This window comes from Halanaerobium sp. DL-01 (assembly GCF_003338615.1).
Taxonomy (GTDB): Bacteria; Bacillota; Halanaerobiia; order Halanaerobiales; family Halanaerobiaceae; genus QPJE01.
In genome coordinates, this window is the sequence record NZ_QPJN01000004.1 from 26,705 (window position 1) to 50,839 (window position 24,135).

The 24,135-nt window shown below is 34.8% G+C and carries 24 protein-coding genes and 1 pseudogene; all 25 read left to right on the plus strand.

The window, feature by feature from the left end; all coding sequences use genetic code 11:
• The first annotated feature begins 3 nt into the window (after window positions 1-3).
• The 25 genes and pseudogenes from DER71_RS02300 (at window position 4) to DER71_RS02420 (ending at window position 24,119) form a co-directional block, all read left to right on the plus strand.
• A complete protein-coding gene (locus tag DER71_RS02300) occupies window positions 4-579 on the plus strand; it encodes a nucleoside triphosphate pyrophosphatase (RefSeq protein WP_114474251.1) in 576 nt (191 codons plus the stop codon).
• 19 nt (window positions 580-598) lie between these two features.
• On the plus strand, window positions 599-1,294 hold the full coding sequence (gene radC, locus DER71_RS02305; RefSeq protein ID WP_114457496.1) for a DNA repair protein RadC: 696 nt from the start codon (window positions 599-601) through the stop codon (window positions 1,292-1,294).
• A gap of 16 nt (window positions 1,295-1,310) precedes the next feature.
• A complete protein-coding gene (locus tag DER71_RS02310; protein ID WP_114457497.1) occupies window positions 1,311-2,351 on the plus strand; it encodes a rod shape-determining protein in 1,041 nt (346 codons plus the stop codon).
• A 3-nt stretch (window positions 2,352-2,354) separates the two neighbouring features.
• Entirely contained in the window at window positions 2,355-3,194 is an 840-nt protein-coding gene (mreC, locus tag DER71_RS02315; RefSeq protein WP_233486964.1) for a rod shape-determining protein MreC, read from the plus strand.
• A gap of 14 nt (window positions 3,195-3,208) precedes the next feature.
• Window positions 3,209-3,709 carry a rod shape-determining protein MreD gene (gene mreD, locus DER71_RS02320; protein ID WP_158531704.1) on the plus strand — a complete coding sequence of 167 codons (501 nt, stop codon included), beginning with the start codon at window positions 3,209-3,211 and terminating at the stop codon, window positions 3,707-3,709.
• On the plus strand, window positions 3,697-5,586 hold the full coding sequence (mrdA, locus tag DER71_RS02325; protein ID WP_114457500.1) for a penicillin-binding protein 2: 1,890 nt from the start codon (window positions 3,697-3,699) through the stop codon (window positions 5,584-5,586). The genes mreD and mrdA overlap by 13 nt, the downstream gene beginning before the upstream one ends.
• A 62-nt stretch (window positions 5,587-5,648) precedes the next feature.
• The gene (gene minC / locus DER71_RS02330; RefSeq protein ID WP_114457501.1) at window positions 5,649-6,248 is read left to right on the plus strand and encodes a septum site-determining protein MinC; all 600 of its coding nucleotides are present in this window, start codon (window positions 5,649-5,651) and stop codon (window positions 6,246-6,248) included.
• Between the two features lie 24 nt (window positions 6,249-6,272).
• Window positions 6,273-7,067 carry a septum site-determining protein MinD gene (minD, locus tag DER71_RS02335; protein ID WP_114457502.1) on the plus strand — a complete coding sequence of 265 codons (795 nt, stop codon included), beginning with the start codon at window positions 6,273-6,275 and terminating at the stop codon, window positions 7,065-7,067.
• A gap of 22 nt (window positions 7,068-7,089) precedes the next feature.
• Window positions 7,090-7,344, plus strand: a complete 255-nt coding sequence (gene minE / locus DER71_RS02340) for a cell division topological specificity factor MinE (RefSeq protein WP_255416517.1) — start codon at window positions 7,090-7,092, stop codon at window positions 7,342-7,344.
• A gap of 12 nt (window positions 7,345-7,356) precedes the next feature.
• Window positions 7,357-8,496 carry a rod shape-determining protein RodA gene (rodA, locus tag DER71_RS02345; protein WP_114457504.1) on the plus strand — a complete coding sequence of 380 codons (1,140 nt, stop codon included), beginning with the start codon at window positions 7,357-7,359 and terminating at the stop codon, window positions 8,494-8,496.
• A gap of 31 nt (window positions 8,497-8,527) precedes the next feature.
• Window positions 8,528-10,396 (plus strand): TIGR03960 family B12-binding radical SAM protein, encoded by a 1,869-nt coding sequence (locus DER71_RS02350; RefSeq protein ID WP_114457505.1) that lies wholly within the window; start codon window positions 8,528-8,530, stop codon window positions 10,394-10,396.
• Complete coding sequence (locus DER71_RS02355; protein ID WP_114457581.1) at window positions 10,386-11,087, plus strand: TIGR03936 family radical SAM-associated protein; 702 nt, start codon at window positions 10,386-10,388, stop codon at window positions 11,085-11,087. Before DER71_RS02350 ends, DER71_RS02355 begins: the two co-directional genes overlap by 11 nt.
• A gap of 5 nt (window positions 11,088-11,092) precedes the next feature.
• Window positions 11,093-12,775 carry an Rne/Rng family ribonuclease gene (locus DER71_RS02360; protein WP_114457506.1) on the plus strand — a complete coding sequence of 561 codons (1,683 nt, stop codon included), beginning with the start codon at window positions 11,093-11,095 and terminating at the stop codon, window positions 12,773-12,775.
• A gap of 159 nt (window positions 12,776-12,934) precedes the next feature.
• Entirely contained in the window at window positions 12,935-13,246 is a 312-nt protein-coding gene (rplU, locus tag DER71_RS02365; protein WP_114457507.1) for a 50S ribosomal protein L21, read from the plus strand.
• A 38-nt stretch (window positions 13,247-13,284) separates the two neighbouring features.
• A complete protein-coding gene (gene rpmA, locus DER71_RS02370; RefSeq protein WP_114457508.1) occupies window positions 13,285-13,563 on the plus strand; it encodes a 50S ribosomal protein L27 in 279 nt (92 codons plus the stop codon).
• Between the two features lie 146 nt (window positions 13,564-13,709).
• Window positions 13,710-14,981 carry a GTPase ObgE gene (obgE, locus tag DER71_RS02375; RefSeq protein ID WP_114457509.1) on the plus strand — a complete coding sequence of 424 codons (1,272 nt, stop codon included), beginning with the start codon at window positions 13,710-13,712 and terminating at the stop codon, window positions 14,979-14,981.
• An 11-nt stretch (window positions 14,982-14,992) separates the two neighbouring features.
• Window positions 14,993-15,289 (plus strand): ribosome assembly RNA-binding protein YhbY, encoded by a 297-nt coding sequence (gene yhbY / locus DER71_RS02380; RefSeq protein ID WP_114457510.1) that lies wholly within the window; start codon window positions 14,993-14,995, stop codon window positions 15,287-15,289.
• A gap of 31 nt (window positions 15,290-15,320) precedes the next feature.
• Entirely contained in the window at window positions 15,321-17,258 is a 1,938-nt protein-coding gene (gene abc-f, locus DER71_RS02385) for a ribosomal protection-like ABC-F family protein (protein ID WP_114457582.1), read from the plus strand.
• A gap of 689 nt (window positions 17,259-17,947) precedes the next feature.
• Window positions 17,948-18,109: pseudogene (locus tag DER71_RS12455) on the plus strand (flavodoxin family protein); the annotation flags it as partial.
• Window positions 18,110-18,186: 77 nt separating this feature from the next.
• Window positions 18,187-19,725, plus strand: coding sequence for an ABC transporter substrate-binding protein (locus DER71_RS02395; protein WP_114474252.1), 1,539 nt, complete (start codon window positions 18,187-18,189; stop codon window positions 19,723-19,725).
• Between the two features lie 147 nt (window positions 19,726-19,872).
• The gene (locus DER71_RS02400; RefSeq protein ID WP_114457513.1) at window positions 19,873-20,811 is read left to right on the plus strand and encodes an ABC transporter permease; all 939 of its coding nucleotides are present in this window, start codon (window positions 19,873-19,875) and stop codon (window positions 20,809-20,811) included.
• Between the two features lie 17 nt (window positions 20,812-20,828).
• Window positions 20,829-21,704, plus strand: a complete 876-nt coding sequence (locus DER71_RS02405; protein ID WP_089655701.1) for an ABC transporter permease — start codon at window positions 20,829-20,831, stop codon at window positions 21,702-21,704.
• 6 nt (window positions 21,705-21,710) lie between these two features.
• Window positions 21,711-22,685, plus strand: a complete 975-nt coding sequence (locus DER71_RS02410; RefSeq protein ID WP_114457514.1) for an ABC transporter ATP-binding protein — start codon at window positions 21,711-21,713, stop codon at window positions 22,683-22,685.
• 12 nt (window positions 22,686-22,697) lie between these two features.
• Window positions 22,698-23,678, plus strand: coding sequence for an ABC transporter ATP-binding protein (locus tag DER71_RS02415; protein ID WP_114457515.1), 981 nt, complete (start codon window positions 22,698-22,700; stop codon window positions 23,676-23,678).
• Between the two features lie 33 nt (window positions 23,679-23,711).
• The gene (locus DER71_RS02420; protein WP_089655698.1) at window positions 23,712-24,119 is read left to right on the plus strand and encodes an Rrf2 family transcriptional regulator; all 408 of its coding nucleotides are present in this window, start codon (window positions 23,712-23,714) and stop codon (window positions 24,117-24,119) included.
• The last annotated feature ends 16 nt before the right edge of the window (window positions 24,120-24,135 follow it).

The window sequence follows — 24,135 nt, forward strand, 5'->3', positions numbered from 1 at the left end:
ATAATGGGAAAACTCGTGTTAGCTTCAGCTTCCCCGAGAAGGGAAGAACTTTTAAAACAGCTGAAACTTCAATTCACAATAGTTCCGAGCAGAATAGATGAAAGTCAGTTTAATGGTTTAAAACCTGTTGATATGGTGGAAAAATTGGCATTTGCAAAGGCTGAATCTGTTTCAGAGCTGGTTGAAGAAGCTATTATAATTGCTGCAGATACTGTTGTTGTAGCTCAGGATAGAGTTCTGAACAAACCGGAAGATGCAGAAGATGCTAAAAATATGCTTTCAGCTTTAAGTGGTAAAGAGCATCAGGTTATAACAGGTGTGGCTGTAATGAATTCTGAAACAGATGAATATCTGGTAGAACATAATATTACCAGTGTATTTATGGAAGAAATTTCAGAAGAAGAGATAGATAAATATCTTGAAACAGGGGAACCGATGGATAAAGCTGGAGCATATGCTATACAGGGATTTGGATCATTATTTGTTAGAGAAATTAAAGGTTCTTATTATTCTGTAGTTGGACTGCCTTTAAATCAATTATCAAAAATGTTGAAGAAATTTAATTATGGAATCTTATAAGAGAAAGGAGTTTATTTTGATGGAGGCCGAAAAAGGCAGGTTTACCATCAAAGAATTGCCAAAAGAAGAAAGACCCAGAGAAAAACTGCTTTCTAAAGGAGCAGAGTTTTTAAGTAATGCAGAACTACTGGCACTAATTATTAGGACTGGAAGTAGAGAAAAAACTGCTGTGGAGCTTGCTCAGTATATTATTAATTATTTTGGAGGACTAAAAAATTTAATTAATTTAAGCTGTGAAGAACTGACGGCTGTTAAAGGTGTTGGTAAAGCAAAAGCAGCACAGATATCTTCTTTAGTAGAACTATCAAAAAGAATTTCTAAAACAAAGGCAAAAAAAGGGAAAACGATTTTTACTCCATCTAAAGCAGCTGAACTGCTAATGGAAGATATGAGGCATTTAGAGCAGGAAGTTGTAAAAACAGTGCTGCTTGATGTTAAAAATAAAGTTATTAAAATTGCTGAAATTACAAAAGGTGGATTATCAAGTTCAATTGTACATCCCAGAGATGTTTTTAAAGAAGCGATACGCAAAAATAGTGCTGCAATCATTATGGCACATAATCATCCAAGTGGTGAACCTACACCGAGCCCTGATGATATCAGAATCAGCAAAAAAATTGCTAAATCTGGAACAATACTGGGTATTGAACTGATTGACCATATAATAATTGGTGATGGAAAATATGTAAGTTTAAAAGAAAAAGATTTGATTTGAAAGGGGTATTTCATAGATGATATTTGAATTTCTGAGTGCACCGTTTTCCAGGGATATGGGAGTTGACCTGGGAACTGCCAATACACTCGTATATATTAAAGGGAAAGGAATATTGATTCGGGAACCATCTGTTGTGGCTCTGCGAAAAAATAAGCAGGAAGTTCTGGCTGTTGGAGATGATGCAAAAAGGATGATTGGAAGAACTCCTGGAAATATAATTGCAGTTAGACCAATGAAAGATGGGGTTATCGCAGATTTTGATGTAACCGAAACAATGCTCAGATACTTTATTACAAAGGCACACAAGAGGAGCCGTATGGTTAGGCCGAGGATAATTATCTGTGTTCCTTCTGGTGTTACTGAAGTAGAAAAAAGAGCAGTAATAGATGCCGCAGTACATGCAGGGGCGAGGGAGGCATATTTAATTGAAGAACCGATGGCCGCTGCAATTGGTTCAGGACTGCCGGTACATGAACCGACTGGGAATATGATTGTGGATATCGGTGGTGGAACTACAGAAGTTGCAGTTATATCACTTGGCGGTATAGTTACCAGCAGATCTATCCGAATTGGTGGAGATGAAATGGATGATGCTATAGTTCAGTATGTTAAAAGAAAGTATAATTTAATGATAGGAGAAAGAACAGCTGAAGAAATAAAAATAGACATTGGTGCAGCTTTTAGTGAAGAATTACAGGGAAGCAAAGAAATAAGAGGAAGGGATATGGTTACCGGTCTTCCAAAGACTATAGAAATAACAGGAGAAGAAATTCAAAAAGCTTTAGAAGAACCTGTTATCAGCATTATTGATGCTGTTAAAATGACACTGGAAAAAACACCACCAGAACTTGCTTCTGATGTGATGGATAGAGGTATTATACTTACAGGTGGTGGTGCACTGCTTCAGGGGTTAGATCAGCTTTTAATAAGAGAAACACAGATGCCTGTTCACATTGCTGATGATCCTCTTGATTGTGTTGTAAAAGGAACTGGAATAGCTTTAGAAGAAATCGATTCACTTAAAAAAATACTTATAACTCCCAAAAAACTATCATAGGAGGTGTACCTGTTGTTTGATTTTAACAGGACCTCTATTATTACATTGATTTTTATTGTTCTAATTTTATCTATACTAGGATTTTTATTTTTAAATGATATAGAAATTTCTTTTTTGAACTGGATTTCCAGTCGGATATTTAATCTTTTTACACCTGTACTTAATTTGATAAACAAAGTATATGATCAAGTTACAGGATATTTTTCTGCCCTGTTTTCTATTAATGATCTCATTGAGGAAAATAGGAGATTAAAAAAGGAAATTGCTTCAATAGACCGGCAGAAAATGATAATACAGAGTGTGATTAGAGAAAACAATAGATTGAGAAGCATGCTGTCATTTAAAGAAGCCAATGATTTTGAAGTTTTAGGTGCTGAAGTTATAGGAAATTCTTCTACTAATTGGGAAAAAAAGATTATAATTAATAGAGGAGCTGAAGACGGTATAAGAAATAGAATGCCAGTTATCACATATAATGGTTTTCTTGTGGGTAAGATTGATTATGTCGGCAGTAATTCATCACATGTAATGCTGGTTAATGACAGTGAGTTTGTGGTTGGAGGAATAATTTCCAGGGAAGATTCAAGAGCTATTGGACTTATAAGAGGATCTGTAGGTGGTAAGAAAATGAATATAATGGATAATATTGCCTGGAATGAAGATATAGCAGTTGGTGATACCGTAGTAACTTCCGGCCTATCAAATAATTACCCACCGGGATTAAAGATTGCAGAAATTACAGAAGTGACAGCTGATAATTATGGTGTTTCCCAGAAAGCAGAGCTGCAGCTTTTTGCTGATACAGTTACAATAGAAGAAGTACTGGTCATAACCGAATTTTAACTGGAGAGATTAAATTGAGAGATTATGCTTACAGTTTTTTGATATTAATAGTTTTGCTGCTCTGCCAGTTATCTGTCAGAACGTTTTTCCCATCGTTAATATATATACCGGATTTTTTGCTCGTTTTTGTTGTTCTCAAATCTTTAATTAAGGGATATAAATCTTCGGCTGTTTCAGCCCTTACTGCCGGAATACTTCAGGATATTTTACTTGGGGAATTTATAGGTGCTTTTACCATAGTCAAACCAATAGTTACTTTTTTTTCTTCTGCTCTTTCTGGAAGGTTTTTTGCGGAAAATTTTGTTATTCCTCCTGCAGTAGTCTTTATGGCTACCATTTTACACGAAACTTTGTTCATACTTTTAAAAGAAAATTTTAATTATAATTTTGATTTTATATCATTGTTTATTAATATTATATTGCCGCTTGCATTTATAAATGCTTCTATTGCATTTGTATTTTATCTCTTTTATTATTTTTTGTTAAGTGAGGGGGCAGTTGATTGGATAGAGTAAAATTTTTGCGCATTATAATTATTATTATTTTTGCAGTAATGCTTGTTAGAGCGGGTTATCTGCAGATTGTCAGAGGAAATTATTATTATGAATTATCGGAAGGTAACAGGATTTCAATTAGACCAATTAATGCACCCCGAGGAAAGATAATTGATCGAAAAAATAGGGTAATTGTATCAAATAAATTAACCTACAGCTTATATCTGCTTCCAAATGAAATTCCTCCTGCTGAAAACCCAAAAAATATATTAAAAAAACTTTCAGAAATAGCCTCAATTGATTATAAAATATTACTGGATAATTATAACCGCAGTTTTCATGAAGACAGCTTAGAGCCAATTATTTTAAAAAGAAATTTAGCAAAAGAAACAATGGTTGTTGTTGCAGAAAATAATGATGTACTGCCCGGTATTTTTGTTAAAGAATCTTCACTTAGGGATTATGTTTATCCAGAAACAATGGTTCATGCAACTGGCTATATTGGTGAGATAAATAAAAATGAATTAATTAAACTTAATAAAGCAGGATATAATTATTCGGGTGGAGATTTAATTGGTAAAGCAGGTCTTGAAAGAGAGTATGAACTTTATCTTAGAGGTCAAACAGGTGCTGAGCAGATAGAGGTAAACAGTAGAGGTAGAAAAGTTAAAACTATTGGTATAAAAAGTCCTGAACCCGGAAATAATTTAATATTAAATATTGATTTTGATCTGCAGCAGGCAGCTGAAAAATTGCTGGAAGAAAATTTCGAAAAACTGCGCAGAGAAGCAGAAGATGACCCGAAAAGAAATAAACCAACTGGAGCTGCAGCTATTGTAATGGATGTTAGAGATGGGTCAATTTTATCAATCACAAGTGTTCCGGATTACAATTTAAACTTATTTGCCAGGGGTATTTCCGAAAATGAGTATAGTTCTCTGTTAAATAATAAATTAAAACCGATGATCGACAGAACTATTATGTCAGCTGTACCACCTGGCTCTATCTTTAAACTGGTAACAGGTACTGCAGCAGTGGAGGAATTAGGAGTAAGGGCTGACACAAATTTTTATGACTCATCAGGTGTTTTTTATTTACCTAACTGGTCCAGACCTTTTAGAAACTGGCATTATGGTGGAGAAGGCAAGCTGGATTTTACAAAAGCTATTGCCAGGTCAAATAATATAATATTTTATCAGCTGGGATTTGATTTATACAAAGAGTATAAAGGAAAAATGCTGGCCAGATATGCTCATAAATATGGACTAGGGAAAAAAACAGGGATAGATCTTCCAGGAGAAAAATCGGGTTTGGTTCCAGATGATGAATGGAAGCAGAAAACTTTTTCTGAAAACTGGTATCCAGGTGATTCAGTTAATCTTTCTATTGGTCAGGGAGGACTTTTAACTACACCAATACAGATCACAGAGCTGATAGCGGCTATTGCCAGTGATGGTGCTATGTATAAACCTCAGATTGCAGATAAAATAGTTGATCCTGATGGTAAGATTTTGGTTGATTTTAAACCTGTGTTAAAAGAAAATCTTGCTTCAGTAGCTCCAGAAACATTTGCTGTTCTTAAAGAAGGTATGTATGAAGTTACAAATAAAACATATGGAACTGCAAACAGATATTTTAAAAATTTTCCGATAGAAGTGGCAGGTAAAACTGGTACTGCTCAGACATCAACTGAAAATAATCATGGCTGGTTTGGCGGATTTGCACCATATGAAAAACCAGAAATTGCTGTCCTGGTTTTTCTGGAAAACGGTGGCTCCAGTTCTTTTACAGTACCAATAGCCAGAGATATAATGGGTTATTATTTTGGATTAAAAAATTTCAGCAATGGAAGAAAAAAAATATATTATCACAGTAAAAGAAATATTTTAGATGAGTAGAAGGAATTTATATTTGATTAAAGAATATTATATAATAATTAGCATATTTGAGGAGAGATTGCATGAGTTCAGTTTTTTCATTTCAGGCAGTTACAGATGGGGTTTTAATGAATTTTAGGGCAGGAGTAAATTTTGAACAGATCAAAAGTTCTGTAAAACTTCATGCCAAAGAAGCTGGAGATTTTTTTAAAGGTATCTGTCTTTATATTAACTTAAATGGAGTAAAATTAACTTTTTCAGAAATGCAGCAGCTGATGGATATTGTCCAGAATTATAATAAAGTGAGGGAAATATATTTTACTGCTCAGCAGTCTACCCAAAAAGCTGATAGTGAAGGAGATAAAGCTTTAATTATTAATAGAACACTGCGATCCGGACAGATGATTAAGCATTTTAAAAGTATAGTTATTATAGGAGATGTAAACCCGGGAGCTGAAGTGATAGCAGGAGAGGATATAATAGTATTTGGAAGACTTAAAGGTGTTGTACATGCTGGAGCAGGTGGAAGCAGAGAAGCGAAGGTTGCTGCTTTAAAGCTTAATCCTACACAACTTCGTATAGCTTCTTTAATTGCTCGTTCACCTGATGATGCTTATACAGCTGAATTGGAACCAGAAAAGGCTTATATTAAAGATGGAGTAATTATAGTTGAAAAATTATAAATAATATTTTAGGGGGGATGAAATTTGGCAGGAACAACTATTGTTGTTACATCAGGAAAAGGTGGAGTGGGGAAAACTACTTCTACTGCTAATATTGGAACAGCACTTGCAATGCATGATAAAAAAGTATGTTTAATAGATGCAGATATTGGGCTGCGTAATCTTGATGTTGTAATGGGATTAGAAAATAGAATAGTATATGATATTGTTGATGTTGTTGAAAATAACTGTAGAATGGAACAGGCTATGATTCGCGATAAGAGGTATGATGGATTATTTCTTCTTCCGGCCGCACAGACACGAGATAAAACTTCAGTAACACCATATCAGATGAAAGAGTTAATAGAAAAGTTAAAAGAAGATATGGATTATGTTATAGTTGATTCTCCAGCTGGAATTGAGCAGGGTTTTAAAAATGCAATTTCTGGAGCTGATAGGGCTGTTATAATTACTACACCAGAGGTTTCAGCTGTTAGGGATGCTGATAGAATAATTGGGCTTTTAGAGGCTGAGGGTATATATAAACCGGAAGTTATTATTAATCGGATTAGAGTGGATATGGTCGAAAAAGGTGATATGATGGGTATAGAAGATATGATAGAGATACTTGCAATTGAACTTCTTGGTATTGTACCTGAAGATGAGGGGATAGTAGTTTCTACAAATAGAGGAGAGCCCATTGCTTTAAATGATAAATCAAAAGCAGGACAGGCATATAGAAATATTGCTAGAAGAATAATGGGAGAAGATCTTCCGATTATGAAACTTGAAAAGGAAAGCTTTTTAAGCAGATTTAAAAAATTAGTTGGTTTATCCTAGATGAGGGGGGATTAATATCGATATTTTAAAATGGCTTGGATTTAAAAATAAAGAAGATAAATCCAGTAAAAATGTGGCTAAAGAGCGTCTTCAGTTTGTATTGGTTCAGGATAGAATCAAATTAACTTCAGATGAAATGGAATCTATGAAGGAAGAATTAATTGAAGTACTGACAAAATATATTGACGTTGATTCGAGCAAAATTGAAATGGATGTAAAAAGAGAAGAGGATATGACAGCACTTGTAGCAAATTTTCCCCTTAAAGGATCAAGATAAAGGTGTTATTTTATGGGATGGAATAAAAAATTACTGCGCTATTTGAATTTTAATATTCCCTTAACTGTACTATTATTAATATTTATAGGTCTGATGGTAATAAGCAGTGCTACTGAAGTTAACAAAGTTGATTCTACCGGGTTTTTTTATCTGCAAAAACAAATTATTTCAGTTGTGCTGGGAATTATTGCAGTTATTGTTTTGCAATTTTTTGATTACAAAATTTTCAAAGAATATGCTCCTTTTATATACAGTTTTATGATTTTTCTTTTAACTGTAATTTTGTTTTTTGGTCGAACAATTGCCGGTGGAAAACGCTGGTTAAGTATTGGACCTTTTAATATTCAGCTGGCTGAGCTTGCTAAAATTATGCTCATTCTAGTACTGGCAGCCATACTAGATAATAATTCTGATGATTTAGGTTATTTAAAAGGGATGTTTCTTCCCTCTGTTGCTGCTTTTATTCCATTTTCGTTAATAATTCTGCAGAATGATTTGGGGACAGCACTTGTGCTGTTTTTTATATATTTAGTTATGATGTTTGCAGGTGGAGGAAATCTAAAAATAATGGCAGCTATTTTTGGTGGAGGATTTTTAATAGTAGTGCTGATTATTACTGCTCATGTGATGATTGATACCCCTTTACCTTTTCTTCAGGAATATCAGCTGAATAGATTGATTGTTTTTATAAATCCTGATGTAGATCCATACGGCAGTGGTTATAACATTATCCAGTCTAAAATTGCTCTTGGCTCCGGCAGAATAACCGGCAAAGGCTTATTTGCAGGGACACAAAATCAGCTTAATTTTTTACCAGAAAAACACACAGACTTTATTTTTTCAGTAATTGGAGAAGAGTTTGGATTTATTGGTTCAGCAGCTGTGATTTTGTTATATTTATTTTTGCTCTGGCAGTTTATGAATGTTGCAGAAAATGCGAGAGATAGATATGGGTATTTGGTAGCTGTCGGTATAATGGCTATGTTTTTATTCCATATTTTGGAGAATATAGGAATGACAATGGGAATTATGCCTATAACAGGTATTCCACTTCCTTTTATTAGTTATGGTGGTACTTTTATGACCACTTCACTTCTGGCAGTTGGAATAGTGATTAATGTCAATTTAAGAAAAAATAAAATTATATTTTAAAAGTGTTTTGAAAATTTAATGAGGTGGTTTTTTGCAGTATAAAGAAAAAATTAATAAAAATTTACATAGAATTTCAAATCCAGAAAGATATATTGGTAATGAATGGAATTCTGTTAGAAAAGAATGGTCACCAGATAAACTAAAAATTGCACTTGCGTTTCCTGATGTTTATGAACTTGCTATGTCACATTTAGGTTTAAAAATACTTTATCATCTGATAAATTCTGAAGAAGAATTTATTGCAGAAAGAGTTTATGCTCCCTGGACTGATATGGAGAAATTAATGAGAGATATTGACATTCCTTTATTTACACTGGAGAGCTATCATGAAATTAAAGATTTTGACTTAATTGGATTTACACTTCAGTATGAGATGAGTTATACAAATATATTAAATATGCTTGATTTGAGTGGTATTTCTATTTACAGCTGTGAAAGGAAAGAAGAAGCTCCTCTTGTTATTGCTGGTGGGGCAAATGTTTTTAATCCGGAACCGATAGCTGATTTCATTGATTTATTTTTTGTAGGAGAAGCAGAAGATTTAATTATACCATTTCTTAAAAAATATCAGCAGCTTAAAGATAGTTTTTTGAATAAAAAAGAAATTTTAGTTGAATTAAATAAATTATCAGGTATTTATGTACCTTCACTGTATGATGTTAAATATGAAGACAGAAAAGTTTTGTCATATAGCAGCTCCAAAACAGATAAAGAAAAAGTGAAAAAACAGCTGGTGAAAAATCTCGATCAAGCATTTTATCCGGTTAATTTTATTGTACCTTATAAAGATACAGTTCATGATAGAATTGTTCTAGAAATTTCAAGAGGGTGTACAAGAAGCTGTAGATTTTGTGAAGCCGGAATGACCTACCGGCCTGTCAGAGAAAGAAGTATAGAAAGGCTTGTTGATCTGGCTGAAAGAGCTGTTGACAGTACCGGTTTTGAAGAAATATCTCTTACTTCTTTAAGCACAGTAGATTATATAGAAATAAAAAAACTTGTAAAAGAAATGAACCGCCGTTTTAGTGATAGAAAGATAAGCATTTCTCTTTCTTCATTAAGAGTGGATAAATTTTCTGTGGAACTGGCAGAAGAAGTTCAGAAAGTCCGCAAAACTGGTCTAACTTTTGCACCTGAGGCTGGTACACAGCGTTTGAGAGATGTTATTAATAAAAATGTGGATGAACAAGAACTCTACAGTGCAGCTCGAGCTGCTTTTGAAAGCGGCTGGTCAAAAATAAAGCTTTATTTTATGATTGGTCTGCCAATAGAAACTATGGAAGATATAGAAGGTATAGTTAGAATGGCCAGAAAGGTTCTGGAAATTGGTCGTCAAATAAGAAGAAATACCAAAAAAAAGATGAGGCAGATAGAAATTTCAGTCAGTGTATCAACATTCATTCCCAAACCTTTCACTCCGTTTCAGTGGGTAAAGATGGATGAGGTTGAAGAAATTATAGAAAAACAGAATTATTTGCGTGATAATCTAAGGGGAAGGGGATTAAACTTCAGCTGGAATGATCCAGAATTAAGCAGGCTTGAGGGAGTTATAGCTCGTGGAGACAGGAGACTTGCACCTGTTATTGCAGATGCCTGGAAAAAAGGAAGTAGATTTGAAGGATGGAACGAATTATTCAATCCACGACTCTGGGGAGAAGCTTTTAGAGAAAATGATATTAATCCCAAAGATTATCTGTGCATGAGGGAGGACGAAGAAGTATTCCCCTGGGAAATACTGGATATTGGTGTCAGCAGGGATTTTTTATTTAAAGAATATCAAAAATCTTTTAGTGGTGAGAGAACGGCTGACTGCAGATTTGAAAGCTGTACAGGCTGTGCAGTCTGTGACAGCTTTTCTGCTGGTTTGGAACTGATGAGTGGTGATGGAAATGCTTTATAGAATAAAATTTTCCAAACTTGAGGATGTTATGTATATATCTCACCTTCAGCTTATAAAAACACTGAGGAGAATTGTTAGACGGTCCAAACTTCCTGCTGTTTTTAGTGGTGGATTTAATCCACAGATAAAATTATCAGTAGGACCTCCACTTGCAGTGGGAATTATCAGCAGAGGAGAATATTTTGATTTAGAATTAGCGGAAAAGTTGGAAACAGAAGTGATTATTAACAGATTAAATAATGTTTCTCCATCAGGAGTAAGATTTATTCAAGCAGTTAAAATAGATAAAAGCACAAAATCTTTATCTTCTATTTTAAATACTGCTGTATATACAATAAATTTTAATTTTAATGAAAATTTGAATTTAAAAAAGCAGAAAAAAATGCTGGATGAATTTATGAAAGAAGATAAAATTATCGTTGTCCGAAAAAGGCGAAATAAAGCAGATAGAGAAGTGGACTTAAAACCGAGAATATTTTCTGCTGAAATTGTGGAAAAAGATTTATGGAAGTTTGCTGTTGTCACAGGCAGCAGAGGAAATGTGAGGCCTGAAGAATTAAATAAAGCACTGATGAAAAAATATTCATCAGTGAACAAAATTACTCCACTTGATGTAATAAGAGAGGGAGTTTTTGTTAATAAAAACAACAAATTTTATAGTCCATATTCAGACAGCATTGTCAGGAGTTGAGAACGATGAGCAGACAGATAATTATTAATTCAGAATATAGAGAAAGAAGGGCAGCACTGGTAAATAATAATTCTTTAGAAGATTTATTTTTTGAAAGAGATACTTATCACAAAATTGCAGGCAATATTTACCGGGGAAGAGTCCAGGATGTTCTTCCGGGTATGCAGGCTGCTTTTGTTGATATAGGTATTTCTAAAAACGCATTTATTCATTTAAATGATCTTTATCCACTTCTGGATAATAATCAAAAAAATATGTTGAAAGAAAAGAAATTAAATATTAAACATGTACTTCAGCCAGGACAGTGGCTGTTGGTACAGGTAGTTAAAGAGCCGATGGGCAGTAAAGGTGCAAAAGTAACCTGTAAAATTTCCATACCGGGTAGATATTTTGTATATATTCCTTTTGACAGTAAAATTGGTGTCTCCAGGCGTATTACTGATAATGACGAAAGGGACAGATTGCGTGATATTGCGGCAGAGCTTAAATCTGATAAAGAAGGTTTAATTATTAGAACAAATGCTTATAAAAAAGATTTTAATAGTTTTAAAAATGACTATAATTTCCTTTCTGGTACCTGGAAAAGAATTAGGAATCAGTTTTTAAAAAGTTCCAGTATAGAAAGACTTTATCAGGAAGAAGACCTCTTAAAAAATTTAATAAGGGATTATTTAGATCATAATATTGATAGAGTAGTGGTAGATGACAAAAAAGATTATCAGAGATTAATGGACTTAACATCAACTTTTGCGCCAGAGTTAAAAAGCAGAATCGCACTTTATCAGAGGAATATACCTATTCTGGCAGCATATAATATAGAAAAAGAAATTGAAAGTCTTTTAAAAAGGAGAGTCTGGTTAAAATCAGGTGGTTATATTGTTATAGATAATACTGAAGCCCTTGTCTCTATTGATGTAAATACAGGTAAATTTGTGGGCAAAAAAAACCTGCAGGACACTATAGTTAAAACCAATAAAGAAGCTGCAGAAGAGATTGCCCGTCAGTTAAAATTGAGAGATATAGGTGGTATAATTATTATTGATTTTATTGATATGAAAAAATATGAAGATCAGCAGGAAGTAATAAATCTGCTGGAAGGTGAATTAAAAAAAGACAGGACAAAAACATCTATTTTAGGTTTAACCCAGCTTGGTCTTCTTGAGATGACTAGAAAAAAGGTTAGAGAAGGTTTTGGAACATTGATGCAGAAAGATTGTCCCTGCTGTGGAGGAACAGGACAGGTTTTATCTGAATCAACTGTTGCAATGAAAGTTATAAGAAAAATTGATGAAATAACTTCTAGAGAAAATTATCAGGCAATAGCACTTGAACTGCATCCGGAAGTTGCAGCTGTGCTGATTGGTTCAGGTGGAGATAAGCTTAAAGAACTGGAAGATGAGTTTGGTATAAATATTTATATTTCTGGTAATGCAGAATTAAGATATGAAGATATTGTGCTAGAAAAAGGAAGCAAAGAGGAAATGAAGCCCGATAGTTTGGATATCAATCCTGGAGACAGGATGAGGGTTGTAATAGAAGAAGAACATGCAAGTAATTCCAGTTCTGGTATAGCTAGAATTGATGGCTTTATAATTATAGTTAATGGAGCAGGTAATATGGTAGGAACTGATGTAGAAATAGAAATTGATGATCTGCATCGGACTTATGCCAGAGCACATTTAACTTGACTATAATTAAATAATATGCTAAAATAAATATCTGGAATTAATTTTTCAGATCCTCACTTAGGTGAGAATGCCAAAACCGCACGGGAAAGGTCTGAAATCTCATTTGTAATATGAGTACCTTTATCCGGCGAGTCTGAGGTAGGGGAGGTGTATGTAGAAATGTATGCAATTATTAAAACTGGCGGGAAACAATACCGTGTAAAAGAAGACCAGATCATTAAAGTAGAAAAACTCCCTGTAGAAGAAGGAGAAATAGTAGAATTTGATAAAGTTTTAGCTTTTTCTGATGATGATGGTTTTAAAGCTGGAACTCCTTTTGTTGATGGAGCATCAGTAAAGGCTAAAGTTATCGAGCAGGGTAAAAATAAGAAGATTGTGGTTTTCAAATATAAACCTAAAATTAGATATCGTAAAAAAACCGGGCACAGACAGCCGTATACTAAAGTTTTGATTGAAAGTATTGAAGCATAAATATTATTTTAATTTTTTGTTTAAGGGGGGTGGAGAGATTGTCCCAGAAAAAGGGTGTTGGTAGTTCCAAAAATGGTCGTGATAGTGAATCGAAACGACTGGGAGTAAAAGAGTTTGACGGTGAATTTGTGTCTGCCGGCAGTATTTTAGTGCGTCAAAGAGGTACTAAATTTAAGCCAGGTTTAAATGTAGGCAGAGGTAGTGATGATACATTATTCTCCAAAGTAGATGGATTTGTTAAATTTGAGAGAAAAGGCAGAAAAAACCGCCAGATTAGTGTATATACTGAAAGTCAGGTTGCTGCTATTTCAAGCTAATATATGAAATATTATCCCTCAGTGCTGTTTAGTACTGGGGGTTTTTCTTGTATTATTAGTGTTATATAATATCTGATGTTTAGAAAAGTATCTGTAAATTGTTATTATATTAGATGTAACGGTTCTAATTACAGGAGGTGAAATATATGTTCATAGATGAAGTAGAATTTACTGTAAAAGCTGGAGATGGTGGAAATGGTGTTGTCAGTTTTCACAGAGAAAAATATATTGATATGGGTGGCCCTGATGGCGGAGATGGTGGAGATGGCGGCAGTATTATACTTGAAGTTGATGAAGGTATGAATACTCTAGCTGATTTCCGCTATAACAACATTTATCAGGCAGAAAATGGGAAAAATGGGGCCGGAAAAAATCAGCACGGTAAAAATGGTGAGGATTTAATACTGAAGGTTCCACCAGGAACAGAAGTTTATGATGCTGATACTGATGAATTTCTTGTTGACCTTAAGGAAGGTCAGGAAAGATTTATTGCTGCTGAAGGTGGCAGTGGTGGTAAAGGAAATGCAAGATTTAAAAAATCTACTCGTAAAGCTCCTAAATTTTCAGAGAACGGAAAAAAAGGGGAAAAACGCAAACTACGGCTGGAATTAAAAGTGCTGGCTGATGTTGGACTTGTAGGATATCCTAATGTGGGTAAATCTACACTGATTTCGCAGGTTTCACATGCTGAGCCTAAAATAGCACCCTATCATTTTACAACCCTACATCCTAATCTGGGAGTTGTAAGTTATGGTGAATACCAGTCATTTGTGATGGCTGATATTCCTGGAATTATAGAAGGAGCACATAAAGGTACCGGCCTTGGAGATGAATTTTTGAAACATTTAGAACGAACAAAATTATTGGTTCATGTAATAGATGTTTCGGGAATAGAGGGAAGAGACCCACTGGATGATTTCGACAAAATAAATTATGAGTTAAAAAAGTATAATGATTATCTTTTCTCATTACCCCAAATTGCTGCTCTTAACAAAATTGACCTCAGAGAGGCAGAAAAAAATATTGAGCGGGTAAAGAGAAAATTAAACAAAAAAGGATATGAAGTTTTTCCTATCTCGGCAGTTACTGGAGAGGGCACAAAAAATCTGGTATATAGAATTGGACAGCTGCTGGAAGATTTACCTAAAGTTAAAAGCAAAAAAGAAGAAGAAATAGTTATTAAACCTGATTTTAAGGAAGAATTATATATAAAAAAAGTTGGAAAAGGAAGATACGAAGTTCTGGGGACGGTGGTAAATGATTTTGTAGAAAAAACTGATTTTAATAATGATGCCGCTGTTCAGAGAATGCTCAGAGTTTTAAAACACTATAATTTAAATGAAAAGCTTAAAGAAGAAAATGTGAAGGAAAAAGAAACTGTAGTAATTGGACCAATGGAATTTGAATATATAGAATAGAGGTGAAAAATATGTCAAAATTAACTGGAAAGCAGAGAAGTTTTCTGCGTGCACAAGCAAATAATCTTGACCCTGTTGTTCATGTAGGTAAAGATGGGATAAATGAATCAGTAATAAATCAGGTTGATAAAGCATTAGAAGATCATGAATTATTAAAGGTTCGTATTTTAGAATCTACAGGTAGATCAACAAAATCTTGTGCTGATGAGCTGGCTGCAGCTGCAGCTGCATCAGTAGTACAGGTTATTGGAGGAATTGCAGTTCTTTTTAGACCGAATGATAAAGAAAGCAGCTACCAGCTTCCTTAGTCCAGGAAAAAACATAAAAGCGGTGTTTTTAATGTCAATACTAAATATAAATAATATCAAAAAATCATATGGAATAACAGATGTTTTAAAGAGTTTTTCTCTTAACTTAAATAAAGGCGAAAGAGTGGGATTAATAGGAGCAAATGGTTCCGGGAAAACAACAGTTTTTAAAATAATTGCAGGTTTAGAGAGCTGTGAGGGTAATATTTCCATCCGCAGTGATAAAACGATTGGATACTTAAAACAACTGTCGGATTTTGCAGATGATAAGACGATTTATGATGAACTTTTATCTGTTTTTGCTGATGTAATTGAAATGATAGATAATTTAAATAAGATGGAAAAAAAGATTGCTCAGCTTGGTGAAAAAGCTGATGAATCTCAGGAAGTAAAATTAAAATTGGAAAAATTGATGCAAGAATACAGTGATTTACAGCAGGAATTTAATGCTGGAGTTGGATATGAATACGAAAGCAGAATTAAGCAAGTTGCTGTTGGACTTGGTTTTAGTGAAAAAGAAATATTTAATAAAAAGCTGGTCCAGTTAAGTGGAGGAGAAAAAACACGGCTTGGTTTGATAAAACTTCTTCTGTTAAAACCTGATATTTTGCTACTTGATGAGCCGACAAATCATCTTGATTTAAAATCTGTGGAATGGCTGGAAAATTACTTAAAAGATTATGAAGGAACTTTACTTGTTATTTCACATGATAGATATTTTTTGGATAATGTGGTTGAAAGAATAGTAGAAATCAAAAATGGTAAAAATGAAGATTATGCAGGAAATTATTCTTACTATCAGAAAGAAAGAAAACGCCGATATAAACAGAGATTAAAAGAATATAAGAACCAGCAAAAAAAGATTAAACAGCTGGAAGAAGCAATAGAACGGCTTTATGTCTGGGGCAGATCTCGTGATAGTGAAAAAATGTTTAAAAGAGCTAAAGCCATGCAGAAGAGACTGGATAAAATTGATCGTATCGAAAAACCAAGATTAAAAGCTCCTAAGATTAAACTTTCGCTGGATAAGGGTATTCGAGGTGGAGATGAAGTTTTAAAAGTCAGTAATCTTTCCAAAAGCTTTTCCAATTTAGAGCTTCTGGATGATGTTAATATATCACTTTTTAGAGGAGATAAAGCGGCTGTTATTGGAGATAACGGTTCAGGAAAATCAACATTATTGAAAATTATAATGAGTGAGTTGGAAGCAGATTCTGGTAAGGTAAAAATTGGTGCTAATGTCTATCCAGCTTTTTATAGGCAGGAATTTAGTGGTTTTAACGAAAATGATGATCTTATAACTGCTCTGCAGAGGGAGACATATGTAACAAAATCGGAAGCGAGAAATTTACTTGCTGCCTTTTTATTTACAGGAGATGATGTTTTCAAAAAAGTTTCTCAGCTGAGTGGGGGAGAAAAAAGCCGTCTGCGGCTGCTTCAGCTTATGACTGGTAATTATAATTTTTTAATCCTTGATGAACCTACTAATCATCTTGATCTTGCTTCCAGAGAAGTATTAGAGGAAGCACTGGAAAATTATGAGGGTACAGTTTTAGCTGTATCTCATGATAGATATTTTCTTGATAAAGTAGTTGATTATATATATGAGCTGGAAAATAAATCTTTAAAAAAATATTATGGCAGTTATAGTTACTATAAAAACAAGAAAAAGGATAATCAGTCAAAGGAAAGTGATAGTGATGACAAAGTAAATAAAGGCAAATTAGATTATGAAAAGCAGAAGCAGAAACGAGCTAAAGAAAACAGAAAACAGCAGCGATTTATGGAAATAGAAGAAGAAATCACAGCTGCAGAACGGGAATTGGAAATTCTCGAAACTAAAATGACAGAACCAGAAAATATTGATAATTTTGAGCTGCTGCAGGATTTAAAAGAAAAATATGATAGAAAAAGCCGCCTGCTTGAAAAACTTTATGAAGAGTGGGAAGAACTATTAGAATTAGAATAAAAAATTCATCTCAAATATGCCAGATATCTTAATATCTGGTTGTTTTTTGTTAATATACCCTTACTTCTTTCCATAAACAAAAACTTTCGATAATAACCACTTCCAGGGTCAATCTAAAAACGATAAATTCTTGTTATATTCTAAATTTGCTGCATAATTATCTGAACTAAAAAAAGAATTAAATTGGTTGAGAGAAGTTACAAGCAAAATCCAAAATGAAACGCCTAAGAAAAGAAAGCTCAAACAATTGGTACAAAGCAAAGAATAAATTAGATTAGAGTACACGAAAAAGTAGCTAATGTTTTGTCTAATTTTATTTTATCAGTAGAAAAACTTTCTCCCCATTTTTGGGAAGAACAGCTTTTATTAATTCCACAACTTGGACTTCCTTCTACTCCAATTATCGCAGAAATTTTATTATAAACTTATATTTTTGAGTTTGCGCTTGTAAATTCATTATCAATGTACTATAATTAGTTTAACATAAACGCGGACATTTAACATCTAAGTTAAAAGGAGGCAGGAAAATGGAATTAAATGAAAAGCAGCTTAAATTGTGTGAAGAAAATACCGAAGATTTTTCTAATTTAAAGGCTTTATTTATTAACTGTACTCTTAAAAAATCACCCAAGATCTCAAATACAAGGGGATTAATGGATGTAGCAAAGGCAATTATGGAAAAAAATTTGGAAAATGATTTTACCCAGAGAAATACAACTTTTATGACCTGGAATTTAATGCACCTGGCCAAGATGCTTAAGGGAAATGATGGAATTACTGCCCACGGCAATCAGCGCAGTGCCTGGGATGCAGGCTGCAGCTTCGATCATCCAAATCCAGAATATAGATAGGAAATGAGATAAGAAAATATTTAAATTTAAAATTAGTTTTTGTATTGTGGAGGAAGAGTGAATCGAAGGAGGTCAAAATGTTAAAAAATAAATATATATATTTATTCATAATTACTGTTTTATGTTTAGGACTTTTAACTAATCCGGCAGCTGCTCAGGATGACAGTTTAAATATTGCTATACCTGGTAGGGCTCAGACACTTGATCCAGCCTACCTGCAGCGGGTTTTATCTGACTGGCCGGTTATGAATTCAATTTTTAATGGACTTGTTAAATATAAGCCGGGAACATTTGAGGTAGTGCCTGATTTGGCAAAAGAGTGGGAGATTTCGGAAGATAACACAGAAATCACTTTTCAGCTGAAAGAAGGAATAGAGTTTCATAAAGATTACGGGGAATTTACTGCTGAAGATGTTAAATTTTCTTTTGAAAGAATAATCGCAGAAGATGCAAATTCACCAGAAGCACAGTCATTTATTAATCTGGAACGAGTTGAAGTTATCAATCAGTATACAGTTAAATTGATTTTGACACAGCCAATGGGAAGACTTTTCACTTCTACCTTACCTTTTAATGCCGGTTTGATTGTCAGCAAAAAGGCAGTTGAAGAGATGGGAAGAGAAAAATTTGCCAGCAACCCAATTGGTACTGGACCTTATGTTTTTGAAGAATGGGATGTCAACAATAATATAACACTAAAGAGAAATGATGATTATTTTGAGGCAGGGGCTGAATATGGTGAAATAGTATTTATGCCGATGTCTGATCCTACATCTCAGGAACTGGCTTTACAGTCTGGAGAGATCGATATTGGCCAGCTTACTCTTGACAACTTTGATCAGATAAGTCAAATGGAGAAGTTTGAAGCTGAAATTTATCCAGACCTGGCAATTCAATATGTTGCTTTCAATACCAGTAAGAAACCACTGAATAATAAGAAACTAAGAGAAGCCTTAAGGTATATAATTAATCCAGAAGAAATTTTGATTGGAGCCTTTGCCGGTAAGGCAGAAAGAGCCAACTCAATTTTGCTTGAAGATATGACCGGTTACTGGCAGGCTCCTGATTTTAAGCTGGAAGACGTGGGAGAAGATTATGTCTGGAATCTGCTGGCAGAAGCGGGTTATCCCGAAGGAGAAGGTTTTGAGCTGGAGTATGTAACTGACGCCAATGAAGAAAGAAGATTAATTGGAGCTCTAATTCAGGATCAGTTATCACGCTTTAATATTGATTTAAATATCGAAGCCCTGGAGGTTGGACCAAAAATTGACCGCTGGCAGGACGGCAGTTATGATATTACCTATGCCAGATTTACCAACACTGTTGATCCAGGCTATAATTTTCAGTGGAATTTGAGTGAACAGCTTGGAAAGTGGAACTTGTTCCACTGGTCAAATAAGGAATATGATAATCTCTGGCAGGAAGCTGAAACTACCCTGGACAGTAATCTGCGGGCTGAAAATTACAAGAAAATGCAGCAGCTGATGAATGACGACTCGATTGGAATCTGGGTTACCCATGGAGTTAAAACACCTGCCTGGACTACTGAAATTACGCCGGTTTTTTCACCTGATGGAGTAGTTCTGCCCTGGTTAATAACCAGCAGCGAAGAATAAAAAAACATTATAACACTGCAAACCTGAATTTGGATTTAAATATTTAGATTCAGGTTTTATCCAAACAATTTATTGGGGATTCCAAATGATTCTAATTAAACCAAAAAGCTTTATTCTTTTAAATTTAAAAGCTGGAGGATTAGCTATATGTTTATCTATATCACAAAACGCTTTTTATGGGTGATTCCAACTATTCTTACAGTCTTATTATTGTTATTCAGCCTCAGTTATTTACTGCCGGGAGATCCAGCAGATATTATACTTGGTCCCAGAGCCACTCCAGAAATGGCAGAGGAACTTGAGAGCCGACTTGGACTTGACAAACCATGGTATCAGAGTTATTTAATCTACTTACAGAATATTATTAAAGGAGACCTTGGGACTTCAATTTTTAGAGATCGCTCAGTATTAAAAGTCATTTTAGATGTTCTGCCTTACACAGTTATTTTAACCCTGGCCGGGATGGGCCTGGCTGTTTTTAACGGAATTTCTATTGGCCTCCTGGCAGCAAATTATAATAACAGTTATTTTGAAAAGTTTTTAACTATGCTTTCATTTATTACTGCTTCAACTCCAACCTATATTGCCGGGGTATTATTAATAGTTGTTTTTTCAGTTAATTTTAATCTGCTGCCCTCAATTGGAATTGGTGATGGCGGCTTATTAGACAGCATTCATCACTTAATTGGACCTGCTCTGGCTCTTTCGGTTGGCTGGACCGGTTATATTGCTCGCTTAACCAGAAGTTCAATGCTCGAAACCCTGGATCAGGAGTTCATTCAGACTGAAAAATCATTTGGGATTCCCCGTTATTATATTCTTTATAAATATGCTTTAAAAAAAGCAATTAAACCTATCATTGCAGTAATTGGGCTTGGTATAGGCAGGCTGCTTGGTGGAGCAGTTTTTGTAGAAGTAATTTTTAACCGTCCCGGGCTGGGTAGATTGATTGTTGATTCGGTTAATGAACGTGATCTTCCCCTGGTTAGAGGCGGAGTTTTAGTAGCTGCCCTTTTATTTGTAATTGCAAATCTAGTTGCTGATATCTCATATGCCTATTTTGATCCCAGAATCAAACAAAAATAAACTGCTGGAGGTTAGACATGTTTAAGAGTCAGAAATTTTTTCGCTTTCAAAAAAAGAGTGCTAGAGTAATTAAAATAATGAAAAAAGATTACAAAGCATATCTCGGCGGCTCAGTAATCATGCTGATTTTGATTTCAGCTATTTTTGCACCCCTGATTGCTCCTGCTGACCCCTATAAAACCAATGTGACTAAAAGGTTGGAAGGACCAAGTCTGCAAAATTTGCTTGGTACTGACAGCCTGGGCAGAGATATTTTAAGCCGTCTAATATATGCAGCTCGTCCGGCAGTTTTGGTTTCTTTTGGTGGGATTATTATCTCAGTAATTATTGGAATAATTCTGGGACTATTGGCAGCCTATGTTGGGGGAATACTGGAGAGTATAATTTTATTTATCTTTGATGTGATCAGGGCTTTTCCACCAATAATTTTAATTTTAGTTCTGCTTTCTATAATTGGGCCTTCATTATTAAGTGTAATAGTTATTCTTGGAGTGACAATTATGCCCCGCTATGGCAGAGTGGTCAGAGCAGAAACTCTCTCTGAAAAAGAAGAGGATTTTGTTGAGGCAGCCAGATCACTGGGAGCAGATAACTCCCGCATAATTTTTAAACATATTTTGCCCAATATTTTTGCTTCAGTTCTTGTCTTAAGTGGAATGGATATGGCCTCAATGATCATGTGGGAAGCAGGACTTTCTTTTCTTGGTCTGGGCTTACAGCCTCCTTTAAGCAGCTGGGGAGTAATGCTGCAGGAGTCATATCAGTATATTCAGACTGCTCCCTTAATGATTCTCTGGCCGGCTCTGGCAATAATGCTGACTATGCTAGGGTTTTCGACTTTTGCTGAGAGTCTGAGGGTGGCTTTAAATCCAAAATTAAACCAGGAGGTATAAGTTCTTATGCCCGATAAAATCTTAAAGATTAATAATTTAGCAGTTGAATATAGAAATAAAGGGAAATATTTAAGGGTACTGCAGGACATAAATCTGGAACTTGACAGTGGTGAAATCCTGGCTCTTGTTGGAGAAAGCGGCTCTGGTAAATCTACTCTTGGAAAAACAATTTTAAGATTGCTGCCAGATTCAGCCAGAATAGCAGAGGGAAGTATATTTTTTAAAGGTAAAGATATCTGCAATTTATCCGAAAAAGATTTTAATGATCAGATTCGAGGTCAGGAAATGGCAATGGTGATTCAGAATCCTCAGAATGCTTTAAATCCAGTCTTTAAAGTGGGAACTCAAATTCTTGACGTACTGTATTTTAAGTCTAAAAAACAAAAAAGTAGAAAAGAACTAAAAAAAGAAGCGGTTGAAATTTTAAAAAAAGTTGGCATTTCAGATCCAGAATACAGATTTGGAGAATATCCCCATCAGTTTAGTGGTGGGATGAAGCAGCGGGTGATGCTGGCCATGGCCTTTATTTCCAACCCCTCTCTTTTGATTGCAGATGAGCCGACAACAGCTCTTGATCTGACAGTGGAGGCCCAAATTTTAAACTTACTATCCAATCTAGTAGATGAGTACAAAACATCTATTCTATATATCAGTCACGATTTAGGAGTTGTTGTCGGTTTAAGTGATAGGATTGCAGTGATGTATGCAGGGCGGATAGTTGAGGTTGCTCAGACCAGAGAGTTATTTGATCACCCCAACCATCCTTATACTGAGGCACTTTTAAAATGTCTGCCGGATTATAAAAAAACAGAAGAACTGCAGACAATTCCCGGACAGGTTCCTGATCCTGGTAATTATCCAGTCGGATGTAATTTCCATCCCCGCTGCAGCTATAGTTTTGAACGCTGTCGGCAGGAAGATCCCCGGCTTGAAAAAATAGCTTCAGAGCATTTTTCAGCCTGTTTTTTAAATGACCGTTAAGGAGATATAAAAATGGCTTTAGTTGAGGTTAAAAATTTAAAAAAATATTTTGTCAATAATGACGGCCTGCTTTACAAACTGGCCAATAAAGGTCCAATTAAGGTTAAGGCAGTTGATGATGTAAGTTTTAAGATAGAGAAGGAGGATACCCTGGCTGTAGTCGGGGAAAGCGGCTGTGGTAAGACAACAGTGGCTCGTTCTGTTTTGCGATTGATTGAACCGACAGCTGGAGAAATTTTGTATAAAGGCAGGTCAATAAATAATTTTAATAAACAGGAGCTGAAAGCCTTTAGAGAAGATGCCCAGATGATTCTGCAGGATCCCCGCTCTTCTTTAAATCCTCGCTTTATTGTAGAAGAGATAGTTTCCGAACCTCTATACATCCATGACCAGATTAAGGATGATTTAAATCTGCTGGATCGAGTCTGGGAACTGCTGGATCTAGTGGGACTTTCTAAAAGGTATTCTGAGCTTTTCCCCCACGAATTAAGTGGTGGTCAGGCCCGAAGAGTTGGAATTGCCAGAGCTCTTGCTCTGCAGCCTGAATTTATAGTCTGTGATGAACCAACTTCCGGTCTTGATATTTCGATAATGTCGGCAGTTTTGAATTTAATGAAAAAGCTGCAGCAGGAATATCAGCTGACCTATCTCTGGATTTCTCATAATTTACATGAGGTAAGATATATCAGCAATAAGGTGGCAGTAATGTACCTGGGTAAAATAGTTGAAATCACAGATACTGATACTATTTTCAACAATTCTGTTCATCCTTATACAGAAGCATTATTTTCTTCATTAAGAGGAATAAATGATAACTGGAATTATCAGGAGCATGAAATTATAGAAGGAGAAGTTCCGAGCCCAATTAATCCACCAGCCGGCTGCAGTTTTCATCCCCGCTGTAAATATAGTTTTGATAAATGTAAAAAGGTAGAACCGGAACTAAAAGAGGTAGAGATAGGTCATTTAGCTGCCTGTCATTTATATAATTAGAATTAAAGTTAAAAAAGGAGATATTTTAAGTATATGAAAACTTCACGAAAAACGGATTATGCAGTCCATGCCTTAATGATCTTAGCCCGAAATAAAGGCCAGGAACTTTCAGTAAAAGAATTAGCAGATTTAGAAAATGTATCTTCATCTTATCTGGCAAAGGTAATGCAGAAATTATCAGCAGCTGGAATTGTAAGCTCTGCTGAGGGAAAAAGGGGGGGATATACTTTAGCTAATAATGCTGATAATATAAATTTGGCTCAAATAATGGAACTTTTTGAAGCTAAAGACAATGTATTTGAATGTGTTGATGATATTCACGGCTGTTCAATTAAAGATAGGTGTAAAATCCATCGTGTATTTGGAAGGGCCTATCAAAAAATGCTGGCTGAACTTGAACAGACAACCATTAAAGATATTATTGATCCTGAAATCAAATAAAAGAAAGGGATTGATC